Origin of the sequence: Limnovirga soli (genome assembly GCF_013106755.1) — a bacterium.
In the GTDB taxonomy this organism is placed as follows: Bacteria; Bacteroidota; Bacteroidia; order Chitinophagales; family Chitinophagaceae; genus Limnovirga; species Limnovirga soli.
In genome coordinates, this window is the sequence record NZ_WHPF01000006.1 from 349,741 (window position 1) to 373,136 (window position 23,396).

The window sequence follows — 23,396 nt, forward strand, 5'->3', positions numbered from 1 at the left end:
GGCAGCAAAATTGTTTGCAAAAATTACACAGGCATACCCACAATTAACAGGCATTTCAGGCATAAATGCATTAAATAAAAAGGCATTCATATTATTAATGAATGCCTTAAATAAACTGACTATATCTTTAAATATTCCTAAAATCTTCTTTGAAATCCAACCGCCAGATTGTACTGGTTGCCAAAAGTCTTTGGCAAATATTCCTGATGCGTATAGGCAAAGTTTACAAATAAAATATTCTTCTTTTTTATCGACTTATTATACCCAATTGTTGCGCCTTTGGATTTTAATTTATACACATTATTCAATTGTACATTATTTGTTCTGTCATCGGGCGATAAACCTGTACTAAGTAATAAATGAAAATAATCATCCACCCCTCCAAAATAATAACGGGTGGTAAAGGCGAATGATTGTGAAATATTGGAATTGCCAGGTGTTATATAAGTCCTGAAATTAAACCAATAGCTTTTATAGTATTTACCAATAGAACCTGTGTAAATCCAGGTAGCATTGCTAAAATACAAATACCTGAAACCGGCATCGGCTTCAAAGCTTTTTGGCAGGTTGGCATATAACGAAAAGCCCGCCCTATACTTTGGAAACACACCTGTGCTATCTGAAAACCCTGCATTTACATAGCTATAAAAAGTTTTAGAAATTCTGGGATAAGCATCTACTTCCAATTGTGCAGCACTAGTTTGAAAACGGTAACCATAATTAAACCGCCCAATTATAGATCCTGCTTTACCTCCATGAGAGTATTGTATGGCTGCTATATGCCAGGCATTGGCAAATTGCTTATCAAAGCCTACGTAATCATATCTAAATCCAATTTTATTTACTGATGCCATCTCTGCTATACTTTGGGCCAGGGTTCTTGCTTCACTATCCTTAGGGTCAGCTACTAATAAGTTGGTAGTAATGGTGCTTGCTTCTACATATCTTGTGAGTGCGGCCAATGATTTTGCCTTTTTAAGTTGTAAAATCCTGGAATCGGGATGGTAGTGCAAACCGCTATCACAAATAGCTAATGCCTTTGTAGGGTTATCATTCCAATATTCCAAATCGGCATATGCTGATGAGGCATCTTCATAGTCTGGCTTTTGCTTAAGGGCTTCTTCAAAACAGGTACGGGCACTGTCCAATTTACCAGACCATGTATAAACCCTTCCCAGAAAAATACGAATGTCTACATAGGCAGGGCTAATGGCCAATGCCCTATTACTCAGTTCTATTGCCAAAGGATAATCTTTATTATCAAAAGCTGCTGATCGGGCTTGAACAAAAAGTTCATCGGATGAGGGTGTGTCCTGAGCTAAAACATTATTTAACGCAACCATTAAACATATAAGCAGCAAAACACAGGGCAAGATTTTTTTAAATTTCATTGGATAGCGGATATTATGGGTTATAAGATTAAAGGTAAATATATTTTATATGCTTAAAGGCAAAAACAATAACCTAAAAAGCCTTATATTTATTACCCACCTCAGGGTGTGCTAATAATTAACACTAAAACTTCATCAGAACAGATTTGCTTTATTTGAGTATTGATTGATTTTTACATATATCATTAGAAATGTGTCCTTTATGAGTAAAAATATGTTCATATTGTACTTATATTCCAGAATATTAAAATAAATTTGGGTATTATATTATTAATCCGAAATAATATAAACCGTACTCCAATTCCTATTTGAAAATGAGCCTTGCCCTTATTACTTGCCGGTAATTGCCCATTATATAATTAAGTGTTGAAGAGTGCGACGCAAGCGGTGCTGCATAGCAATAAAACTGGTGGGTTAATACTTAATTTCTCCAGTGTATACATGCATCATTGATTAGCTTTTGTTGTATTTATTTTTTTGAAACAGGCTGTTTAAAATAGGCAGATAAACCCAAAAAATAAATATAACTTTATAGAATATTATTTGTACCCGATTTGCAAACTTTCTACTATGAAACTACTTATTGCCGAGGATGATTTAATGCTGGTAAAAGCCATTGAATTTAAACTAAAAAGAGAAGGTTATGACCTTGTTATAGTAAATGATGGCAGGGAAGCTTTGCTTAAAATAGCATCTGAAAAACCAGACATTATAATCAGTGATATAATGATGCCATTTATAAATGGATTGGAAATCATTAGTACGGTACGCAATGATATGAAACTGGACACGCCCATTATAATGCTCACCTCAGTAGGTTTAGAGAAAACAGTTTTAGAAGCTTTTGAACTGGGCGCCGATGATTTTATGACAAAACCATTTAGTCCAAATGAACTTGTTGTAAGAATAAGAAAGATTATTACCAGCAGAAAACTACAATAGAAAGTGTTATACTTTTTAATTATCCAATAATACTAATACTAAATCCAATGAATAAAATTAATGCAAAAACCATCCTGCTCTTTATCATCATTGCCGGCCTAACCGGATTTGCGTTGGGCACATTAACCTTGTCTTTCCCTATAAGAGCCATTGTGGATTATTGTGTAAGCAACGGCTTAGATAAATCTACACAAGACATGTATGTAAATATTGCTATAATATCTTTTGTGGTAATAACTTTTGTGTTGTCATTTTTTCTAACTAAAAAAGTATTGCAATCTGGCAAAACATTTTCTATAGCATTGTTTTGTATTTTGCTGTTAGCGAATGCCGGAAGTTTATATTACTGGATGAATCCAGCGAAATTTACTAAAGCAACAATGTCGGCTGATTCGGAAAAAACTGGTAATGCCGAGTTCTATTTTGGCTCGATACCCGATGAAGCATTGTTAAAGGATTTAAAAAGCAAGCATTTTATTGGAATAATTTCATTGTTACACCCGGCTGTTGTGCCTTTTGAGCCCAAATTAATAGCAGACGAAAAAGCAATGTGCGCTGCTGTTGGCATTGAATATATATCTGCCCCTATGCTACCCTGGATAAGTGATAACACTTCCTCTTTAAATGTAATCAAGCAAATTGCAGATTCGGGTAAAGGCAAATATTATGTGCATTGCTATTTGGGAGTAGACAGGGCCAATATGGTAAAGAACTTTATTGCAAAAAATACACCGCAGGTAAATATTGTAAACACATTACCTACCAATGCCAGAAAAATAGATGAGATCACTGCTTTTGAAAGAGGTGATATTGTGATGCTGGATAGTAATGTATATTTCACCCCATATCCTACTGACGAAGAATTTCTTACCTATATTTTAGGCTCTAACATAAATACGGTGGTATCCATACTCAATCCAAAAAATATAGAAGATACCGGCTGGATAAACAAAGAGGAAAATTTGATGAAATATTACAAATTCCAGTATGCAAACTTTCCATTTTCAGCTAAACAACCAGATGCAGAAATTGAAAAAATCATTTCAGATATTGCAGCATTACCAAGACCAGTATTGATACACTCTTTTCTAACCAAATCTCCGGATGCGGCCAAATTTATTGATGTATTTCACAAATTAAATTCAGCCAATGTTCCTGCGAAAAATTAGAAACTTCTTTATAGTTGTATTGGTTATACTCCCGCTGGTGATGTGGACACTATGGTATTTTTCTCCAAAGAAAACCATTAGTGCATTTATTATGGATAAAACTGTTCTGATAGATGAAGGTCTTGAACATAAATGTTTTGATTGGGTGCTTAACTATGACCGTTTTGTAAAAAAAGATGGTACTACATATGATAGATCAAAAGACTATTATGGTTTTTTTCCAAAGCCTAAACAAGAATTTGAAATTAAAGATCTTCAATCCATCAGCTTGTATTCTATTGATCAGTTATGTAAACAATATGATCTATGCTTTTTTACAGACACATATGGTATTTATAGAAACGAATGGACATCCCAGGTAAATACCGGCAGCAGATCGGGCTTAATGTATGGTGGGCTTACTGAAAAAGAAATTTACTTTCTGCATAAAATGAAAGAACAAAACAAACTCATTCTTGCAGAATATAATTTTCTGGCTACACCAACAACTTCAACTATAAAATCCAAAGCCGAAAAGGAATTTGGCATGCGCTGGAGTGGATGGACTGGAAGACATTTTCAAAATCTGGACACCTTCAACAATCCAGACCTGCCACGCTGGGTAGTTACCAATTATAAAAGACTTCATAATAATACATGGCCTTTTAAACATGGCGGAATGGTTTTTAACAATGAAGATGAAACAATTGTAATACTGGAAGAAGAGAAAGATTTGGTTATCCCGGTACCAGAAATTAAAACAAGACCAGATATTATTGCTGAATTCGATTTGCCTTCAAAAATGCGCTATCCTTATTGGTTTGATATTAATTATTTTTCTCCTGAAAATGAAGCACTGGCTGTTTATGATATTACCACCACAAAACGTGGTGATTCATTGTTAAATGCCTATAATATCCCTAAAAAATTTCCGGCTGTTGTTCGAAATAAAACAAATAAACTTTTTTACTATTTTTCGGGGGATTTTAGTGACAATCCTATTGCCTATAATCTCTCCTACTTTAAAGGAACACCGGCACTAAAATCGTTCTTTTATACTAATGACATTGACGACAGAAGAAGTTTTTTCTGGAAATATTACCGGCCATTGGTAACTAAAATTGTAAATGATTATTATTTAACCATACAATAGAAAATTTGAATTCTCTACTAACCATATTCAATGATTTTGCCGCGCCTTTTCTGGGGTCTCACTACCGTGAGTTTAAATATTTATTTCTTTTTTATCTTGTAATTTCCTTTTTGGCACTTACTATTACCTTATTTATTATAGTTATTTTCCATAGGGGTTCTAAAACTATTAAAGCCATAAGAGATGAAAAAGTATTTAAACTTTTTCAGTCTGTTATTACAACAGTAATGTTTTATGAACCGGATGATGTGCTTTACGAAAAAGAATTAAATCACTTTCAAACCAACTATCTCAATAAAGACAGGGCTAACAAGGATATGTTGATAGCTGAAATATTAAAACTAAACAGTCAATTATCAGGCGATATTACTATTAAGCTCCATGATTACTATATATCCTCGGGTTTGGTAAATTACTCATATGATTTACTAAACAATAAAAAATGGCATACCCAGGCAAGGGGAATAAGGCAACTATCTGATATGGCGGTATTGGAGGCTTATGATAAAATTGCAGCTAAAATAAGTACCGGAACCAGGTTGCTTAATCACGAAGCCCAATTAGGTATTCTGCGTATAAAAGGTCCGGAAGCCTTGAATGATTTTCTACATATTAAAACCTATTTGTCTGAGTGGCAGCAAATAAATATTCTTTCCATCATTGATAAATTTGAAAAAAACACATTCCCGGATTTTAGGCCATGGTTAAGCTCTCCCAATCATTCACTTATTCAAATGGGAGTGAGATTAATTGTAAAATTTCAACAGGTAGATGCTATTGACAATTTAATATTGTTACTGCACCATGAAGATGAAAGCATCAAAAAAATTACCATTTGGGCTATGGGCGAGCTATTTGTTGACTCAGTAATACCTACACTGATTGAACATTTCGAGGAAAGTAGCGATAGCATTAAAATTGAAATTCTGCAAGCAATTTCAAAAATGGGTAATGATGATTGTTTAGCATTTTTAAAGGAAAAAATCACGAACAGCGATTTTAACATTAAACTGGAAGCAGCCAGAAGCATAAAACTACTATTTGGCATCAGCACTTTAAATGAACTGCAACCAGAAATGGAAGATGAAACAACAAAGCTAATTATTGAACAAGTAAAAACAGAAAATCTATAATGGATAGAATTATCAGTTTTTTGGCAGATTTTTTTAATATTGGTATACTGGTATTTGGTATAACTATTTTCCTTTCCTATATAGTACTTAGTTATATATCAATGCTGGCTTTAAAAAAGCACCTGCAAAAAAACAGTTTTCAAAATACGGTGCCTTTATTATCCTCACCGCATATTCCCGGAATATCATTAATTGCACCGGCATATAATGAAGGTAAATCTATTGTAGAAAATATCCGTTCATTGCTCTCATTGCATTATGCCACCTACGAAGTAATCATTGTAAATGATGGCAGTAAAGATGATAGCCTCCAAAAAATGATCGAAGCCTATCACCTGGAAAAAGTGGTATTTGCTGTTAATGAACAAATATCTTCAAAAAAAATCAGGGGAATTTATAAATCTGTTTTACCTGCATTTAAAAAACTAATTGTAGTTGATAAAGAAAATGGAGGAAAAGCAGATGCGCTAAATGCTGGCATTAATGTGGCTACCTACAATTACCTTACCTGTATAGATGTTGATTGCGTACTGGAACAGGATTCACTTCTAAAAATGATAAAACCATTTTTAAACAATAAAAAAAGAGTAATTGCATCTGGCGGTGTAATCCGAATCGCCAACTCCTGTGTTATCGAAAATGGAAAACTGGTTGAAGTAAAAGTACCATCCAGTTATATTGCGCGAACCCAGGTTATTGAATACATGCGTGCCTTTCTTATCGGCCGTATGGCCTGGAGCCATCTGGACGGTTTATTGCTTATCTCAGGCGCATTTGGTATGTTCGATAAAGAAATTGTTATTAAATGTGGCGGCTATAATACCAAAACCGTAGGAGAAGACATGGAACTTGTTGTTCGCATGAGGCGCTATATGCACGATAATGAACTTATTTACAAGGTATCCTTTATACCGGATCCTTTATGCTGGACAGAAGCCCCCGAATCATTTAAAATTCTGGGACGTCAACGTAACAGGTGGACAAGAGGCACTATGGAAACCCTTTGGATTCACCGAAAAATGATGTTTAACTCAAAATATGGGCTGCTTGGCTTCCTTAGTTTTCCATATTGGTTTTTATACGAATACCTGGCTCCTATTGTAGAATTTGTAGGCGTGTTTTTCTTCTTCATTTTTGCCTTATTAGGTATGGTAAACTGGCCATTTTTCTTTCTTTTATTGGCTTTTGTGTATTCATTTGCCATATTTTTCTCTATGCTTTCTATTTTCTCAGAAGAATTCACCTTTCATCAATACACCAAAAAAACCGATATCCTTAAACTGGTATTAACTGCCTTTCTTGAACCCGTTTTATTTCATCCATTCATTGTCTCCAGCAGCGTACAGGGTAATATCGATTTAATAGACGGCAAAAAAGAATGGGGCGAAATGACCAGAACCGGATTTAGCAAAAAAAAGGTAGTTACCAATGAGCCTGTACCATCGCCTCAATAAAAGCTCTACATTTTGCAGTAAAAAAATCAGGTAAATTATTAGCCCGGCATAAGGTTAATAAGCACCTTTACTTGCGTCGCACTCTTGTACTGCAACAAAAAATGCAACAAAACCAGTTATGCAAATATGTTTTGTAATAGTATATTTATAAAAACAAAACATATGGGCAAAGGAAGACTAGAAGCTTTTAGCGATGGAGTAATTGCCATCATTATAACCATTATGGTATTAGAACTAAAAATACCACATGGAGATACGCTGGAAGCCATACAACCATTATTTCCGGTACTAATCAGCTATATATTAAGCTTTGTAAATATTGGCATTTATTGGAACAACCATCATCACCTGTTTCATGCAGTACATCGTGTAAGTGGTAAAATATTGTGGGCCAATCTTCATTTATTATTCTGGTTATCATTAATGCCTTTTGTAACTGCCTGGATGGGTGAAAATCATTTTACCACACTGCCAGTGGCATTAATGGGTGTAGATTTATTTATGTGTGGGGTTGCCTACTTTATACTCACCAAAAAAATAATTCACCTTCACGGCAAATCCTCTAAAGTGGCGGAGCTTATTGGCATTGATAAAAAAGGGGCATATTCTGTGCTGGCGTATTTTACAGCCATATTTACTGCATATATTCATCCCTATATTAGCCTGGCTATTTATGCATTGGTAGCAGCTATTTGGTTTATTCCCGACAGGCGTATTGAAAATAAAATAGGTGAAATTGAATAAGCCAGCCAATCCAATGTACAAATTCCCTGCTGCTACCTAACCCGAACGATGAACCGAGCGTGGCAAGTAAAGCCCCATCATTGTGGCTTAGCTGGTGTCATACATTAAATTAGGATAAATGGTAATAGATTGTAAGAAAGTAAGCTTATTCTTGCATAGCTATCTAATACTGTTTTTTGAAACCTGTTAGCTTTATCAATCGGCAGTAATAAAAGATGGTGGCTAACAATAGCAGGTATTTATGAGAAAAAAGGCATTCCCGGGTAGGCGAATTTTATGGATTGTAATGTGGGTTTGCCTGCTACAACTACTTGCGCAATACAGTCAGGCGCAAATGAGGTATTTAAACCTTGATACGCTAAAAGATAATAACAGTATTAAGAAATTTTGTTTCTACACTCCCAACGAAGGGTATATTGCGTCGCAATATTGGTTAGGTTACACAACAGATAGCGGACACACTATTACAAAAAAATACATAACCATCAGCAACGTTGATTATAATGGTTACGCTGTAAACCTCACTTTTGGCTTTGGTATAAATGGCATAAAAGCATTTTCTAAAAACAATATTGTAGTCTATGGACATTATGGTTTTGTACCAGCCATTTTAACATCAACAGATGGCGCCAATACATTCAAACTTATTTTTTTATCACTTTATTCAGAACTTGCCTTTAACGATGGGATAAAGGATATGGCATTCCCCGAAAATGCCAATACAGGTTATGCAGTGGATGCAGACAGAATTTTAAAAACTGCGGATAAGGGGAATAGCTGGTTTACAATTAGGATAGAACCGGAAAGTTATTTTGAATGCCTAGAACCGGTTGACAATAATAATGTATACACTTACAACCGGCAATATGGTAGTGTTAAATTGCTAAAAACAAGTAATGCAGGTAGCAGCTGGCAGCAATTAAACATGCCTTTTGGCAACAGAATAAATAGTGTGTCATTTATTACAGCAAACACGGGTTGGGTAAACATTAATGAGAAATTATACAAAACGATAAATGGGGGTGGTAATTGGTCGCTGGTAAACGATTCTGCTATTGCACCATTTTATTGCAATAAAATGAAATTTATTAACGATACCCTGGGCTATGCTATAAATGGGCTATTTGAAGTTGTTAAAACAACAGACGGAGGTAAAATTTGGGAGCGTTTACCCAGAGATAATAGCTACACTTATCTGTATTTCATATTCGAAGACCTGCAATGTTGGGATGCAAACCTATTATGGGCAGGAGGCGGACATGGCTTTATGGAAATATCCAATAATGGGGGTGGTAAGCCAATACCAAAAGCCTATTTTACTATAGACACCGCTAATTTGTATAATACCAATACCGTACACTTAAACAATTACTCCAAAACCGGTTATACCTACGAATGGTATAAAAATGATACACTGATAAGTACTGATTATAATTCCAGTTATCAGCACGACAATCCATACCAGGAAACAGATACCATTCAATTAATTGTAAGCAATAGTTCTGGGAAGGATACTTTAATTCAATACCAGGTTTTTACGCTTCCTCCCCCGCCCCCGCCACCTTATACCGGATGGGTACAAAAGCAAACAAATATTAATGACAATCTACTCGATGTTCGCATTATAGGTACCTATGGAGTGATGATTGGCGAGAAGGGAATTTATACCACCACCACTGGCGCAAATAACCCAAATGGCTGGGCAAAATATACTATTACTGGCAACAACAGTGATAGCTTATTATTGCTGCATACCAGCTTTAAACAATTAAGCTTTAATGATGTGGTTTCTATTTTTTATGCATGTGGCACAGATACTGTAAATAAGAAAGCCATACTGCTAAAAATTGATTTAACCAATGGAAGCTATGCCTTTCTATATAAAGGTGAGCCCGGCACAGCATTTAATGCAATGACCTACACCACTGAATATAGCTTTTACAAAGGCAATTTACTGGTAGTAGGCAATAATGGGTTGTGTGTAAATTACAATCTTGAGAATGACCAGGCTATAACAACTGTTTTGGAAGGAAATGAAAACCTAATTGGAGTGTTTAACAGGTATTTTAATGCACTACCAACAAATATCGGGGTTATTTCAGCCAACAATTTATATGTTGCCAGTAGAGATTTTGCATTGGCATATACCAAAAAACTAAATAAAACCATAAAAAATGCCATTAGTGGCAATAGTTTATATGATTACGAATTAGCTGATAAAAAAGTATTTGTAACTATTTCCGATTATAGCTACTATGGCATTGATAGCATAAACAGAATTAAAGACACCAGCATTATTTATAATACCATTTCAGATGCACAATATGGTAGTCAGAAATTTTTGGCCACCAGCAAAGGCGTTTATAAAATAAATACTATCAATGGCGGCAATTTAAATGGATATGAAACGATTGAATTACAACCTGGAAGTGCCGGCAAATTCATCAATAAAATATGGTTTAAACAAAATCCGGCTTATGATACCGGATATGCCGTTGGTAAAAATGGGGTATTGTTGGCAACTGACAATTATGGTGGGCCAACGGTACCATACGCGGATATATTAACAGGTGGAAATTGCCAGGGAGATTATAGTTATTTGGCAGGTGTACATGGCACAGGCTATATATGTAAGTGGTATATAGATAACAAATTAGTTTCAGAAGATTGCAATATAAACGGGGTGCTTATACCAGATGCTGGATTTCATACTCTTCGCTATGTGGTTAGTAATATATATGCATTGGCTGATACGTCTACTAAACAAATCTTTATAAGCGTGCCCCCAGCAACGGGATTGAAAATTATGGTAACAGATAGTGTGCTTTGTAAATCAGAGCCTGCATTTATAACCATCCAAAATAGTGAAAGTGGATATGAGTATGAACTTATCGAGGAAAGTACCGGAAAATCATTTGGCAAAATAGCAGGAAGTGGTGGTACAATCACTTTAAAAAGTACACCTGTTTCAAACACGGCTATTTTCTATTTGCTTATCACCAGCAGCAATGGAGGATGTGCAATAAAATCCGACAACCGGTTTAAAATAATAGTAGAACATACCCAATCCAGATTTGCCAATGAACAAATTAATATTGTTGAAGGCGAAAAGTTAAATTTTTATCAACGATCTTTAGAAGCCAGCCATTTTGATTGGCAATTTAATGAAGATGCAGGTATTACATCTTTTAATGGGGCAAATCCAAAAGATATCTCCTATCCTTCATCGGGTCAAAAGACATTAACGCTAATTAGTAAAAGTGAAGCAGGATGCACTGACACATTGAATTCAAATGCCGTTTTTGTATATAAAAAACCTATGCCCGACGAAACTTGTTATATACAGAATATAGATGATAGTGATTTTAGTTATTACCCCCAATCTCCTGTTGCATTTCAAAAAATACAATTAAGTACAAATAATAATTATTTCATTACCGGTGCGGGGAACAATCCTTTACTCAAAAGCAGGCATGGAAATACTGTTCAATTTAAACAATCAGGTATATCTTACCTAGCAAAATATTCTACTGATGGTGTGCTTAAATGGTATAATTATATTAAACATGGTAATATCAGCGCCGTAACTGAAGATAAAAATGGCAATATATATATAACAGGCTCTCTGCTCACAAGAGATTATTATTATTTTAATAACGGAGATTCAATGCATATTGCTGCATTACTTGGAACAGATTCTACCATTGATTATTACGATAAATACAATGGCTTTGTGTTAAAAATGGATTCTACAGGTAAGTATTTGTGGCATTCCATATTTAATGATCCCAGCGAAATAAATGATTACGGCTATCCATCAATTAACGGTGGCTCAGTAAATAGTTTAACAATAAAAGATAACAATATAATATTAACAGGAGGATTTGGTTCCCGTTTGGCCTATAGCAGAAACGGAACAAGTAAAACCCTTTATGATTTTGCTGACTCTTCCGGGTATTATACCGGGTATTATTTTGTAATGAAAATAGATACGGACGGTAATTTTATCTGGAGTTCAGCACTCAAACACAATACTGTAAACGCAAGTGAATTAAACAGTGTTGCGATAGACAATAATGGCAATGCTTACTGCAGTGGCTATTATGAAGTAGCATTAACCCTTTACAACGCAGATGGTTCCCAATTTGGATATTTGAGAGGAAATACTGCCTATTTCAGGGGATTTTTGCTGAAGTATGATGTAAACGGAAAAATTAAATGGTATAATGAACTTAAAACAGGATACATATATGGTGATGCAACTTTACGTAATGTAACAGTAGATAATGCCGGCAATGTATATGCAACAGGTTCAGCAAGGGGAAGTTATAACGATGAACAAATTGTGATTACCAGCAATAATGGAACACAGGCATTTGACAGTTTAAATACCTATCTGCTTATAAAATTTGATACAAATGGAAAATACATTTGGAGTGCAGGTTCAAAAGGAGGTTATTATGGTGGCGGCAACTATGTGCTTGTAAAAGACAATCAGGTTATTACACTTGGAGCTATATCTAATAATGGCATCCCCGAAACAACTTATGCAATGACATCCGCAAATCGCACTGCAGATTTTTTAACTATCGGCGAAGCAGAATTTTTTGTGGGCACTTACAGTTTGGATGGTCAACTAAAAAGGATTGTAAAAAGTGGAAATGGGTTCGGAGGTCATGTAAATGCCAATAGCTTCCAAATAGATAATTCCAACAATTATATTATTGGTGGGGTTATTGATAATTATGGTGGTGGAACCAGTAACTACAGCATTTTTGGTAATACATTAAACACCAATGGCATTGACGCATTTTTCACAAAAACCAGCCCTGACTTTTGTGCTTCTGATATACAACCAATTGCAAATGCAGGGGCTGACAAAACTGTTTGTGGGGGTAGCACAGTAACATTGGGTACAGATAGTATTCCCGGAAGTATCTATACCTGGACATCAAAACCAGCAGGCTTTTCTTCGTCCTCACCCACACCCAAAATAACTGCTTTAGATACAACTACATTTTACTTATCAGTAACAAATGCTTCAGGTTATTTTGCAAGAGATTCTGTAACTATTGCCATTGTGGGGTTTGCCATTGCCGATGCAGGTAGAGATACTATTATATGTGCTGGTCAGCCATTAACTATTGGCACCCCGGCTACAGGAGGTGTTTATTCATGGACATCGAATCCTGTTGGATATTCTTCTTCAGAAGCCAGCACTACTATTAAGCCAGACAGCACAACAATATATTACCTTTCTGTAAGCAATGGAAGTTGCAGTGCAACAGATAGTATACAGGTAATCGTAAATCCTTCAGTAGAAATTGTAGCTATAAATACGCTTATATCAACTATTAAATGTGAAAACGACGGAGCGCAATTCCAGGCTACTGTTATCCCGGCAGATGCCAAAATAAAATGGCTGAATAATGGGGTTGAATTTTTTCCAACTACACCAACTGATTATACTTTCTTGAGCACCGAACCATTTAACCTAAATGATGAGGTAAGTTTTATTGCCACACCAAAACCAGGTTCTGGCTGCTATACTTCGGCACAAAAGCAAAGTAATATTATTAAATCAACCGCCACACCTGGCGTGGAAATATCAGTAGCAATAACAGCTTCTGAAAAAACCATATGCCCCGGTACCCCTATTACATTTACAGCTATCCCCAATAATGCGGGTACTGAAATAACTTACGAATGGTTTTTAAATGGATTAACAACAGGATCCACCAGCGACACCTTTACTTCTTCTACACTCAATAATAATGATGAAGTTCTTGTAAGGATTACTTCTAATTTACCTTGTGCAGCACCAAACCCTGCTAACAGCAATACCATCGTTGTTAAAGTAGGCACTATTGATAAACCTACTGCTACAGTGATTGCATCTGATACTGTGCTTTGCGGTAAATCATTAGTAACTTTTTCTGCTTCATGTGATGCATCTGCTTTTACAACACAGTGGTATAAAAATGGCATACCAGTTGCTACTGGCAATACATTTACAACAGATGCCTTAGCAAATAATGATAAAATTTACGCAGTAGTAATTGCTTCCACCGGTTGCTTTAGTGCTTTCTCAGATACCAGTAATACAATTAATATAACCGTTAAAGAGCCCATTACACCGCAAGTTACTATTGGCACCACAACTACTAACGTATGCCAAGGAGCAACTGTGCTATTTACAGCAACTACTTCAGGTGGTGGAAGTACTCCGTCGTTTAACTGGTTAATCAATGGCATAAGTACGGGTATCATAACCAATACTTTCTCTACAACAACACTTAATAATAATGATGAAATTCAAATGCAGCTTACAAGTAGTGAAACATGCACCACTTTATCAACTGTAACCAGTAATACAATCACAATAACTGTTATCAATCCACCACCTGCATTTGCAGGTAATAACCAATTGGTTTGTCCGGGCACTTTGGTGCAATTAGGCGAAGCAGTTAACGGTAATATATATAGCTGGACTTCTTTGCCAGCAGGCTTTACAGCTAATAATGCCAACCCTGCAACCAAACCGCTTGTAACAACAAATTATATATTAACTGTAACAAATAGTAATGGCTGCATATCCAAAGACACTGTACAAATAAGCACCCTAACTGCACCAAACGCAGATGCAGGTATAGATAAAAGTATTTGCGGCACACCTGAACATGTTTTATTGGGTAGTACTGCTGTTGCAGGCAATACCTATAGTTGGTCGCCTGCAACCGGACTTGATAATGCATCGATTTCCCAACCTTCGGCATTACCCGGCGTAACTACTTTATATACAGTTTCCGTCACCAATTCAATTGGTTGCTCCACTACCGACACTGTAAAAGTTTCGGTTAATCCGGCGGAAATAATTATCAATATCGATACTACTAAAAACACTTGCATTGGAGAAGGAATTACTATAGGCATAACTCCGCAGGCAGGCTATACATACAATTGGAACTCAATACCAGCAGGCTTTTCATCAACAATAGCCAACCCTGTAGTTGCACCAGAAACCAATACAACCTATATTTTAAACCAACATAATTTACAAACAGGTTGCAATGCCACTGCCCAGGTGAAAATTATTGCCGACACTTGTAAACCCGGTATAATAACTATTTATCCCAACCCAACTTTTGGCTCTATCACTATTCAGCTAGATGTAAATAATACAGAGATAAAATATTTCGAATTAATAGATGCACACGGTGCCGTGGTATTGTCTAAACAACTTAGCTATACTACTACATTCGATCTCCATTCCTTCTCTGCAGGAATTTATTATTATCATGTAGTAGTAGGTTTTGGTAAAATAGTGCAATCCGGAAAACTTATTCTACAGCACTAATTTTTATTATATAATGGTTTGCCCGGCAGAAAATAAAAAATGAAGCTTTACTTGCGTTGCACACTTGTACTGTAACAAAAATTGCAGCCTTTTACAACCAGCATTAATTCATTTAAGATTTAATTTATTGTAAATAATATATAGTTTCATTTTACAGATTACAGGATATTCTGTTTAATAAAAAGCTCCTTTTACAACCTACAGATGAACGGATTGCGACGCAAGAGGTGATGCCATGTAAACTATTGCTGGTATTGTATTTCAGCTAATTTCACTGAACTAAAATTTATACAATTACTATTGTATTATAGCGCATCTTTACATAACCAGGAAAACTCCCACAAACAAAAGTTTAAAAAAGATATGAACAAAAATGAGCCGTACGAATTGGAAAAAGCGAAATCGCATATAATTGTTGAAATAATAGAATACTTACCAAATTCGGTGGTAAGTAAAACCATTATAAAAAAATCTACCGGAAATATTACTGCCATGTCGTTTGATGTGGGAGAAGAATTATCTGAAAAAACCATACCATTTGATACCTACGTTCAAATAATTCACGGAACAGCATTGTTAACCATTAGCAAAGTAAAACACCAACTTAAATTAGGTGAAGGCATTGTAATACCTGCCCACTCATTACACCATTTTAATGCCAATGAACAATTTAAAATGATTTCAACTGTAATTAAAAGTGGGTATGAGGAATAATTATTTCCAGGTTACTGAAAGTAAATTCTAAAAAAAGCAGCTTTAGAAATGATTTTATAGGAATGGCTTACTGATTAACTTTTATCAGCGTTAAACTAAAATCTACAGTAAAACTATCTTTTACTTTTATAATACCACCCAGCTTTTTAGGTGGCTCCAATTTAAAATCAGAAAAAGTAAAATCCCTGTTGCCATTGAGTTTGAAAGTAGCCTGGGAAATTTTTTCGAAAGTATAGTTTAGTTCAAACCTATGCGTAATTCCACCCAATTGAATATCTACACAGCCCTTTAAAGAATCTTTGCCATTGGCAATATTGGGCTTACGTTCCAGCGATAAAAAGTGGATAATAAGGTAAGGGTAATCGGAAGACTTTAATGTTTTCCGTAAATCGTTTGTAATGATATGATTATGGCAATCAAAATTGTCAATTCCAATCTTCATATTGCCTGATAAAGTAACTGATTTATTTACACTGTTTTCTTCTGAGCAAAAGATGGTATCAGGACTGTAATACTGGGTTATTTCGCAACCAAATTTATTTACATTGGAAGCCCCATTTATACGTAAACTACTTGTTTTTTGTACGGCCCAAATAGTTGCATTTTTTTTGTTAACACCACCAAACAAATATTCATCTGGTTTAAATGCCATTAAACAAGCCAATAACAAAACAAAAAATATAGTACGATATAAATACACAAGCTATTTTTTACAAAGAACGAATGGGTGTTGCAACCCATTCGTTCTTTAATTAAACATTCGCACTGCAAGCAAGTTAAAAACCAACCACTGCTTCTATAACATATCCGTTAAATTTACCACCAGAACGATAATCGCTTGTTGGGAAATCTTTATATTGTTGTACTACATATTCACCTTTCATCAGGATATTTTTGGTTACAAACCAGCCACCGGCAATTGCAAACCTGTTCAATTTTACATCATCAGTAAAGCCAGCCAGTCTTGCAGTAACACCATTGTAGCGTACGCCCATGAACAGGTTTTCAGAAGAACCAAAGCGATAGATCACATCGGCTGCATATTGAGAAGCTTTTCTGTCGGTAGTTTCTGTTTTGGTTCTACCTTTAGCTGTTTCATATGTACCAAATAATTCCAGTCCGCCCGCTTTCAAGAAACCATTAAACATAAGGGCATCAACTTTTTTGCTAAAGCCTGGGTTAAAACGACCGCTAAAGGCAATGGCAGTAGAAGCTGGTAATGCACCACCGGCAGGAGCTTTTTCCATTACATTTTGGTAGTTAGAACCGGTACGGTCGCCACCATATAATGTAAGACCACTGGCTGCAGAACTTGAGTTGTGATAGAAACTTCCTGAGAACCTAACCCTTACATTATCACTAACCATTTTATCAATACCACCTTTTAAATAAATAGATGGGCTTCTTTTTGTATTATCATCCTGATCAGTTTTGTAGGTTGAATCTACATTTCCTTTAATCATACCATTGGTTAAGCCAACCATACCAAACAATCCATTTTTTTGCAGGTATATTTCACCACCAATTTCTGTAGCAAAGGCATCCATGATATAGCTTTCCATAAATGGATTATACAGGGTTTGACCACCATCAGATCTGCGGAAATGCGCATCACCATAGTTTACTTCCATATGGCCAATTTTGATGGTAGCAATTTTCATAAAATCATCCCAGAATTTACCTTTAAATGGCACTTTATCAAATTGGATATAGCCACCTTTTACCCAGGCTTCGTTGTGGTGCCTGGCAGATAAATAAGTAGTTAAACTTAGTCTGATACCATCACCCAATTGTACATCAGTAAACAGGTTAGCCTGTGCTGTCATAAAACCACCGTTCAATGGGTACAATCTGGCAGTAGTAGTATTATTTAATGCAGTTTTATTTTCATGTTTTAAGTGTTGAAACTGTTGGGTAAAACCCGCGCCAAATCTTATTCTTGGGCCTTCAAAAGGAATTACATCAGCTACTTTATTGGTTTCAAAAACATTAATACCTTTTTGATCGTAAGCTCTCCAGTAAGAAGGCCTTAAATAAAACTCTTTTTCAGTTTGAGCCATTGAAACAAAAGGTAACGCACACAGCAGCAATAATGCTATCTGTAAATTGTGGAAAGAGGTTAACTTTTTCATATTATTATTGTTTTGAGTGTATTTAAAAAACGTTTATTTTACTAGTTTGAAATTGTAAGTAATAGTTATGTCATTACCGGTTTTAATGGTACCCATCATAACACTTGGGGGTTTAACCTTATAATCGGTCATTTTAAATGCTTTTGACCCGGTTATTGTAATGCTTTTATCTGCATTTACCTTACCAGTAGCAGTAATATCGGTTTCGTGCATGGTGCCTGCAATGGTTAATTTACCTATGCATTTTATTTGGCAGGTGGTGGCATCTTTTGCTGTAACTGTTGCTGATACAAATTTGAAACTTATATCAGGATATACTTCTGCGTTTAGCGCCTTATAAGTATTGTTATCCATTAAAGTATGCTCGCTTTTAATACTCTTGGAAGGAATAGAAAAATTAAGATCATTTAAAGCAGTTACAGTGGTACCATTTAATACAAAAACAGCATCGCAACTACCTTTATCTGATTTCATATCCCAGTCGTGCAGGGTAGACGTACCCGAAACAATGATGTTTACATTAGCGGCTTTCAGTTTTTCCTGAGCCTGCACCATTTGCACCTGAAGAAGTAGCATAAAAAATAAAAAGCAGTTGAAAATGCGAGTAGTTAAGTGTTTCATAAAGAAAATTTTTAATTCGTAAACAGTGGGTTGCAATCCATTTTCAATACTCAAAATTACCTATACGCATTTCACCAAAAGGTGAGACATATCAAAGAAATACCTGATATTAATCATATTTATAAATTCCCATTTAAATGGCTGATTATTAGCCAAAAGCCTTATTAAGCATTAAGCATTTGTTGCGTCGCACTCTTGTACTTACAGATTATGTAGCAGCAGTAATCTCAGTAAACCAAATATCAGTGAGTGAAGATTTGTAATTGTGAATGGAGTAATATTCGTGAACAATGTTTAGAAATGCAATAACGATATGCTGTACTATCAGCCTTTTACTAATTATATTTTTCTGTCGCTTACTCATTGTTTCCCATTCACTACTCACCACTACCCTATTTTGTTGCCATAAAACCAGAACGTACAAGTGAGTGACACAACCGCAGCTTCATGTACATCCCAGGCTTGGTTCAAAATAATTATACTGCACAATGCTGGCAAGGCTTATTAATTGATTAATTTGGTATTTCTTACCATACAATTAAATCTATTGTCGCATGAAAAATTTGAGTTTTGCTTTTTTGCTATTGCTATTCTGTTATAATGCAGTTGCCCAAACCGCAGGGGCAATAAATATTATTCCTCAACCAGTTAAAACAATCCAGAAAACCGGCAACTTTAGCTTGCCTGCCCATATTGTTATAGAAGCACCACAAACAATAGAAATGCAGCAAACCCTGCAATTTTTATCACAAAAACTTACTACAACTACGGGTGCTACAATTGAAATAAAAGACAAAGCGCCGCAGGCAACAATTAAACTGGTAGTAAATACAGTTGCTAATAAAGAAATTGGCAATGAAGGTTATCAGCTTTCAGTTAACCCATCCACCATTGTGATAAGTGCCAATACTGCCGCCGGATTATTTTATGGTGCACAAAGCCTGATACAATTATGCCCTGCAGCCATTGAAGGCACTGTTTTGGTAAAAAACGTTTCCTGGATGGCACCCTGCGCAGAAATTACAGATTATCCCCGTTTTGAATGGCGTGGGCTTATGTTTGATGTGTCGAGACATTTTTTTACAAAAGCTGAGGTGAAAGACTTTATTGATTTAATGGCAAGGTATAAATTCAATATCCTGCACTGGCATTTAACAGATGACGAAGGCTGGCGTATAGAAATTAAAAGTTTTCCCAAGCTAACGCAGGTAGGTGCCTGGAATGTTAAAAAAGAAGGATATTTTGGCACATTTACCGCACCCAAACCGGATGCTCCCAGAAATTATGGAGGCTTTTACACCCAGGAAGATATAAAAGAGGTGGTAGCTTATGCCAAAGCCCGATTTGTAAATATTGTACCCGAAGTAGATGTGCCCGGGCATAGCCTGGCAGCTATTGCATCATATCCTGAACTATCCTGCACACCGGGTGCAGAAAAATATAAAGTGCGTTCCGGCGAGGAAATTATGGATTGGTCGCACGGTGCACCGCCAATTGCCCTTGTAGATAATACGCTTTGCCCAGCCAATGAAAAAGTGTATGATTTTCTGGATAAGGTAATGACAGAAGTGGCTGCCCTTTTTCCATTTGACTATATACATGTAGGCGGCGATGAATGCCCTAAAAATTTCTGGGAAAAAAGTGAAGCCATTAAAGACCTGATGCAAAAGCAAGGCTTAAAAAATATGCAGGAAGTACAAAGTTATTTTGAAAAAAGGCTGGAAACGATTGTAGAAAGCAAGGGTAAAAAGTTTTTGGGATGGGATGAAATTCTGGAAGGTGGCCTTGCACCAAATGCTGCAGTAATGAGCTGGCGTGGAGAAAAAGGCGGTATTGAAGCCAGTAATTTACACCACGATGTAATTATGACACCATCGCCCTATACCTATGTTGATTTTATGCAAAGTGACCGTGTAACAGAACCACATGTATATGCCACATTAAGACTAAATAAAGCCTACCAGTTTGAACCGGTACCAAAAGGAGCAGATGCAAAATATATAAAGGGCGGACAGGCAAATTTGTGGACTGAACAGATTTACAATACCCGTCATTTGCAATATATGTTGTGGCCAAGGGCTTTTGCTACATCAGAATCTGTATGGTCGCAAAAGGAGAACAAGAACTGGAATAGCTTTATTACGCGTGTAGAAGCCCAATTTTAGCGCTTTGATGAACAAGATATCAAATATGCCCCAAGCATGTACGACCCGATTTTTACGCCCAAAAACGATGGAAAAGGCAATTTAATAATTAGCCTGGCTACTGAAATTGATGATTTGGATATTTATTACAGTTTTGACAACAGTTTCCCAGACCGGTTTTACCCAAAGTACACGAAAACTTTAACGGTACCTGAGGATGCAGTAATGTTAAAAGTAATTACATACAGAGGTAAAGAACCAAAAGGAAGAATGATTTATATGCCTATCAAAGAATTACAAAGAAGAGCTGATGGTAAGGCACCTGGCGAAGAAGAATAAAACAATTGCACCTGTTAAAAATAAAAAGTGCGGCTAAAATTATGGCCGCACTTTTTATTTGAAGGGATAAATGAGCTACCCATACAATGGCGCCACAAGCAAACGGGAATAGGCTTTATAATATATACCAACATTAGTTATAGGGTATAATATCGATATAAATCATTCGTTTGCTACAAATTCACCACCCCAAAAGCACCTTCTGGCTGCTGCCTGATTCTGAAGTACAAGTGTGCGACGCAAGTAAAGCTGCATTACCATAAACTGTTAGGCCAAAGAAATGCCTTATCAAATAAAAAATGAAGCGCCCCGGCTAGAAAGCAAGGGCGCTGGTGTTAAAAAATTAACACATGCTATTTGAATGTTGTACAATTACTGTATAACATTGATTTTTTGTGTAACAGTTTTTGCACCGTTTGAAACAGTAACAAAATATAAACCTGCAGGGGCATTATTAAGAGAAACGCTCAAGACGCTTTTAGCAGTTACTGAAGATTGTTTGTTGTAAACAACAGCACCACTCAGGTTGGTAACTTTTACGTTTACACCACCAGTGAAACCGTTAAGGCTTACTTTAAATACACCACGTGCAGGGTTAGGATATACACTAACTGATTGTACAGGCTCAGCAGCAATTGCTTCTTCTGTGCTATTGGCTACAAAAGCTGAAGAACAAATACACAAAGCTGTATAAACAGTTGCAGTTGGTTTAAAATTAACCCAGGTTGTAGCCCAGTTTGCAGCAGCACCTTTACCCATAGCACCAACATAAGTAGTTGGAGTGAAGAAACCACCCGCTAAAGCAGTTTCGTTAAATTTAGCACCGCTTAATGCCGGAGAACCGGCACCTGGTGAAAATTTAGGGTTATTAAGATTGTAAGGATTGCTTAATAAAATTTGAGCATTACCAGTAAAGAATCTATTATCAGCACCACCACCGGCATTTAATAAATTGATGATAGAAGTTGTACCAGAAGGAGAAGTAGTAACTACATTTTTAGGCGCATATTTTACACCTAGAATGTTATGCTCAACCATAGTATCAGCGGTAACATTGTTTTGGGTAGTAGTACCATCCATGTTAAGACCTGTAGGGTAACCCATTAAGATAGAGTTATACAGGTTCATATGGCTATTTCTACGGATTTGAGCGCCCTGACGATATAAACTGTTAGTAGCAGAATCAGCACCTGCAGAAATAGTAAAGTTTGAGAAAGTAGCTCTTGTTTGAGGTGTGTTTAAAGAACCACTTGCATCATTATCTGATTCAAAACCGTTTGAACCGGAAATATCAGCTACCAATGGATCACGTGCACCAATACCAAACTGTAATTTACCACTATAACCGTTGTCTGTATCAAAATCATCATCCAAACCACGGAAAGCAATAAGGTGTTTAGCATTTACTGTACCACCAAACCACTCGAAAGAGTCATCATTTGAATAACTAACCTGCACATAATCTACCAATGTACCAGCACCAACACCACCAAAAGTAATACCATTGATTTCGTTGTTAAGTGATAAAGCCACACCGGCAAATTCTACACGTACAAAACTTAATTCACCAGAATTGTCATTAACATCAGGTGTTAAACCACCACCATACTCTGACAAAGGACCAGGAGCAATACCTTCAATATTAGCCAAACCACCTGGCTGGTTAATGCTTGACTTACCCAAAAGAATAAGACCACCCCAATCGCCACGAGCCCTTTTATTTGGCGCTTTAGCTGAGGTAAATACAATAGGACATGTAGGTGTACCTACTGCATGAATTTTAGAACCTTTGGTGATGATTAATGAACCTTTGTTTAATGAATCACCCATAATAACAGTACCGGCTTTAATGGTTAATTCAGCACCACTGGTAACATAGATTTTACCATTCAAATAGTAAATGGTATCGCAACTCCATGTGGTATTCTTTGTAATCAAAGAATCAATTCCGGGGCCACCAATTTGCTTAACCGGCTTTTTTGTTTGAGCAAAAGTTGCCGTAACTGCAGATGTTGCTAACATAGCTATCAACAGTACATTTTTCAGTAAAAATTTAACTTGCATAAAATAAAATTTATTTGCGCAAATGTATTGTTGTGTGATAGCCTTTACAGGAATTACAGG

General features: G+C 36.1%; 15 protein-coding genes. 10 read left to right on the forward strand and 5 right to left on the reverse strand.

Annotated features, from left to right (window positions below; genetic code table 11):
• Positions 1-137 precede the first annotated feature (137 nt).
• On the reverse strand, positions 138-1,391 hold the full coding sequence (locus GD597_RS10440; RefSeq protein WP_216368561.1) for a YaiO family outer membrane beta-barrel protein: 1,254 nt from the start codon (positions 1,389-1,391) through the stop codon (positions 138-140).
• A gap of 570 nt (positions 1,392-1,961) precedes the next feature.
• On the opposite strand from GD597_RS10440, the gene GD597_RS10445 reads away from it, so the two are divergent.
• From GD597_RS10445 to GD597_RS10480, 8 genes are all read left to right on the forward strand, one after another.
• Complete coding sequence (locus GD597_RS10445; protein WP_171607789.1) at positions 1,962-2,333, forward strand: response regulator transcription factor; 372 nt, start codon at positions 1,962-1,964, stop codon at positions 2,331-2,333.
• Positions 2,334-2,380: 47 nt separating this feature from the next.
• Positions 2,381-3,502, forward strand: coding sequence for a hypothetical protein (locus GD597_RS10450; RefSeq protein ID WP_171607790.1), 1,122 nt, complete (start codon positions 2,381-2,383; stop codon positions 3,500-3,502).
• Complete coding sequence (locus GD597_RS10455; protein ID WP_171607791.1) at positions 3,483-4,634, forward strand: hypothetical protein; 1,152 nt, start codon at positions 3,483-3,485, stop codon at positions 4,632-4,634. Before GD597_RS10450 ends, GD597_RS10455 begins: the two co-directional genes overlap by 20 nt.
• A gap of 5 nt (positions 4,635-4,639) precedes the next feature.
• Entirely contained in the window at positions 4,640-5,767 is a 1,128-nt protein-coding gene (locus GD597_RS10460) for a HEAT repeat domain-containing protein (protein ID WP_171607792.1), read from the forward strand.
• Positions 5,767-7,221 carry a glycosyltransferase family 2 protein gene (locus GD597_RS10465; RefSeq protein ID WP_171607793.1) on the forward strand — a complete coding sequence of 485 codons (1,455 nt, stop codon included), beginning with the start codon at positions 5,767-5,769 and terminating at the stop codon, positions 7,219-7,221. The genes GD597_RS10460 and GD597_RS10465 overlap by 1 nt, the downstream gene beginning before the upstream one ends.
• Positions 7,222-7,383: 162 nt before the next feature.
• On the forward strand, positions 7,384-7,965 hold the full coding sequence (locus GD597_RS10470; RefSeq protein ID WP_171607794.1) for a TMEM175 family protein: 582 nt from the start codon (positions 7,384-7,386) through the stop codon (positions 7,963-7,965).
• A 241-nt stretch (positions 7,966-8,206) separates the two neighbouring features.
• The gene (locus GD597_RS10475) at positions 8,207-15,322 is read left to right on the forward strand and encodes an Ig-like domain-containing protein (RefSeq protein WP_171607795.1); all 7,116 of its coding nucleotides are present in this window, start codon (positions 8,207-8,209) and stop codon (positions 15,320-15,322) included.
• 363 nt (positions 15,323-15,685) lie between these two features.
• Complete coding sequence (locus GD597_RS10480) at positions 15,686-16,036, forward strand: cupin domain-containing protein (RefSeq protein ID WP_171607796.1); 351 nt, start codon at positions 15,686-15,688, stop codon at positions 16,034-16,036.
• A 67-nt stretch (positions 16,037-16,103) separates the two neighbouring features.
• Here the strand turns inward: GD597_RS10480 and GD597_RS10485 are convergent, their stop codons facing one another.
• From GD597_RS10485 to GD597_RS10495, 3 genes are all read right to left on the reverse strand, one after another.
• On the reverse strand, positions 16,104-16,688 hold the full coding sequence (locus tag GD597_RS10485) for a YceI family protein (RefSeq protein WP_171607797.1): 585 nt from the start codon (positions 16,686-16,688) through the stop codon (positions 16,104-16,106).
• A 124-nt stretch (positions 16,689-16,812) separates the two neighbouring features.
• On the reverse strand, positions 16,813-18,168 hold the full coding sequence (locus GD597_RS10490; protein WP_171607798.1) for a hypothetical protein: 1,356 nt from the start codon (positions 18,166-18,168) through the stop codon (positions 16,813-16,815).
• Between the two features lie 33 nt (positions 18,169-18,201).
• Positions 18,202-18,789, reverse strand: coding sequence for a YceI family protein (locus tag GD597_RS10495; protein WP_171607799.1), 588 nt, complete (start codon positions 18,787-18,789; stop codon positions 18,202-18,204).
• Between the two features lie 554 nt (positions 18,790-19,343).
• Here GD597_RS10495 and GD597_RS10500 point away from each other — a divergent pair.
• Together GD597_RS10500 and GD597_RS21975 are read left to right on the forward strand one after the other, a co-directional pair.
• Complete coding sequence (locus GD597_RS10500; RefSeq protein ID WP_235954258.1) at positions 19,344-20,954, forward strand: beta-N-acetylhexosaminidase; 1,611 nt, start codon at positions 19,344-19,346, stop codon at positions 20,952-20,954.
• Between the two features lie 36 nt (positions 20,955-20,990).
• Positions 20,991-21,272 carry a chitobiase/beta-hexosaminidase C-terminal domain-containing protein gene (locus GD597_RS21975; protein ID WP_235954260.1) on the forward strand — a complete coding sequence of 94 codons (282 nt, stop codon included), beginning with the start codon at positions 20,991-20,993 and terminating at the stop codon, positions 21,270-21,272.
• Between the two features lie 372 nt (positions 21,273-21,644).
• Here GD597_RS21975 and GD597_RS10505 read toward each other — a convergent pair whose 3' ends face one another.
• Complete coding sequence (locus GD597_RS10505) at positions 21,645-23,336, reverse strand: T9SS type A sorting domain-containing protein (RefSeq protein WP_171607800.1); 1,692 nt, start codon at positions 23,334-23,336, stop codon at positions 21,645-21,647.
• Positions 23,337-23,396 lie beyond the last annotated feature (60 nt).

Bases quoted from the DNA above. Each gene is read 5' to 3' on its own strand.
- GD597_RS10440 (WP_216368561.1), bottom strand. From the start codon at position 1,391: ATGAAATTTAAAAAAATCTTGCCCTGTGTTTTGCTGCTTATATGTTTA.
- GD597_RS10445 (WP_171607789.1), top strand. From the start codon at position 1,962: ATGAAACTACTTATTGCCGAGGATGATTTAATGCTGGTAAAAGCCATT.
- GD597_RS10450 (WP_171607790.1), top strand. From the start codon at position 2,381: ATGAATAAAATTAATGCAAAAACCATCCTGCTCTTTATCATCATTGCC.
- GD597_RS10455 (WP_171607791.1), top strand. From the start codon at position 3,483: ATGTTCCTGCGAAAAATTAGAAACTTCTTTATAGTTGTATTGGTTATA.
- GD597_RS10465 (WP_171607793.1), top strand. From the start codon at position 5,767: ATGGATAGAATTATCAGTTTTTTGGCAGATTTTTTTAATATTGGTATA.
- GD597_RS10470 (WP_171607794.1), top strand. From the start codon at position 7,384: ATGGGCAAAGGAAGACTAGAAGCTTTTAGCGATGGAGTAATTGCCATC.
- GD597_RS10475 (WP_171607795.1), top strand. From the start codon at position 8,207: ATGAGAAAAAAGGCATTCCCGGGTAGGCGAATTTTATGGATTGTAATG.
- GD597_RS10480 (WP_171607796.1), top strand. From the start codon at position 15,686: ATGAACAAAAATGAGCCGTACGAATTGGAAAAAGCGAAATCGCATATA.
- GD597_RS10485 (WP_171607797.1), bottom strand. From the start codon at position 16,688: ATGGCATTTAAACCAGATGAATATTTGTTTGGTGGTGTTAACAAAAAA.
- GD597_RS10490 (WP_171607798.1), bottom strand. From the start codon at position 18,168: ATGAAAAAGTTAACCTCTTTCCACAATTTACAGATAGCATTATTGCTG.
- GD597_RS10495 (WP_171607799.1), bottom strand. From the start codon at position 18,789: ATGAAACACTTAACTACTCGCATTTTCAACTGCTTTTTATTTTTTATG.
- GD597_RS10500 (WP_235954258.1), top strand. From the start codon at position 19,344: ATGAAAAATTTGAGTTTTGCTTTTTTGCTATTGCTATTCTGTTATAAT.
- GD597_RS21975 (WP_235954260.1), top strand. From the start codon at position 20,991: ATGTACGACCCGATTTTTACGCCCAAAAACGATGGAAAAGGCAATTTA.
- GD597_RS10505 (WP_171607800.1), bottom strand. From the start codon at position 23,336: ATGCAAGTTAAATTTTTACTGAAAAATGTACTGTTGATAGCTATGTTA.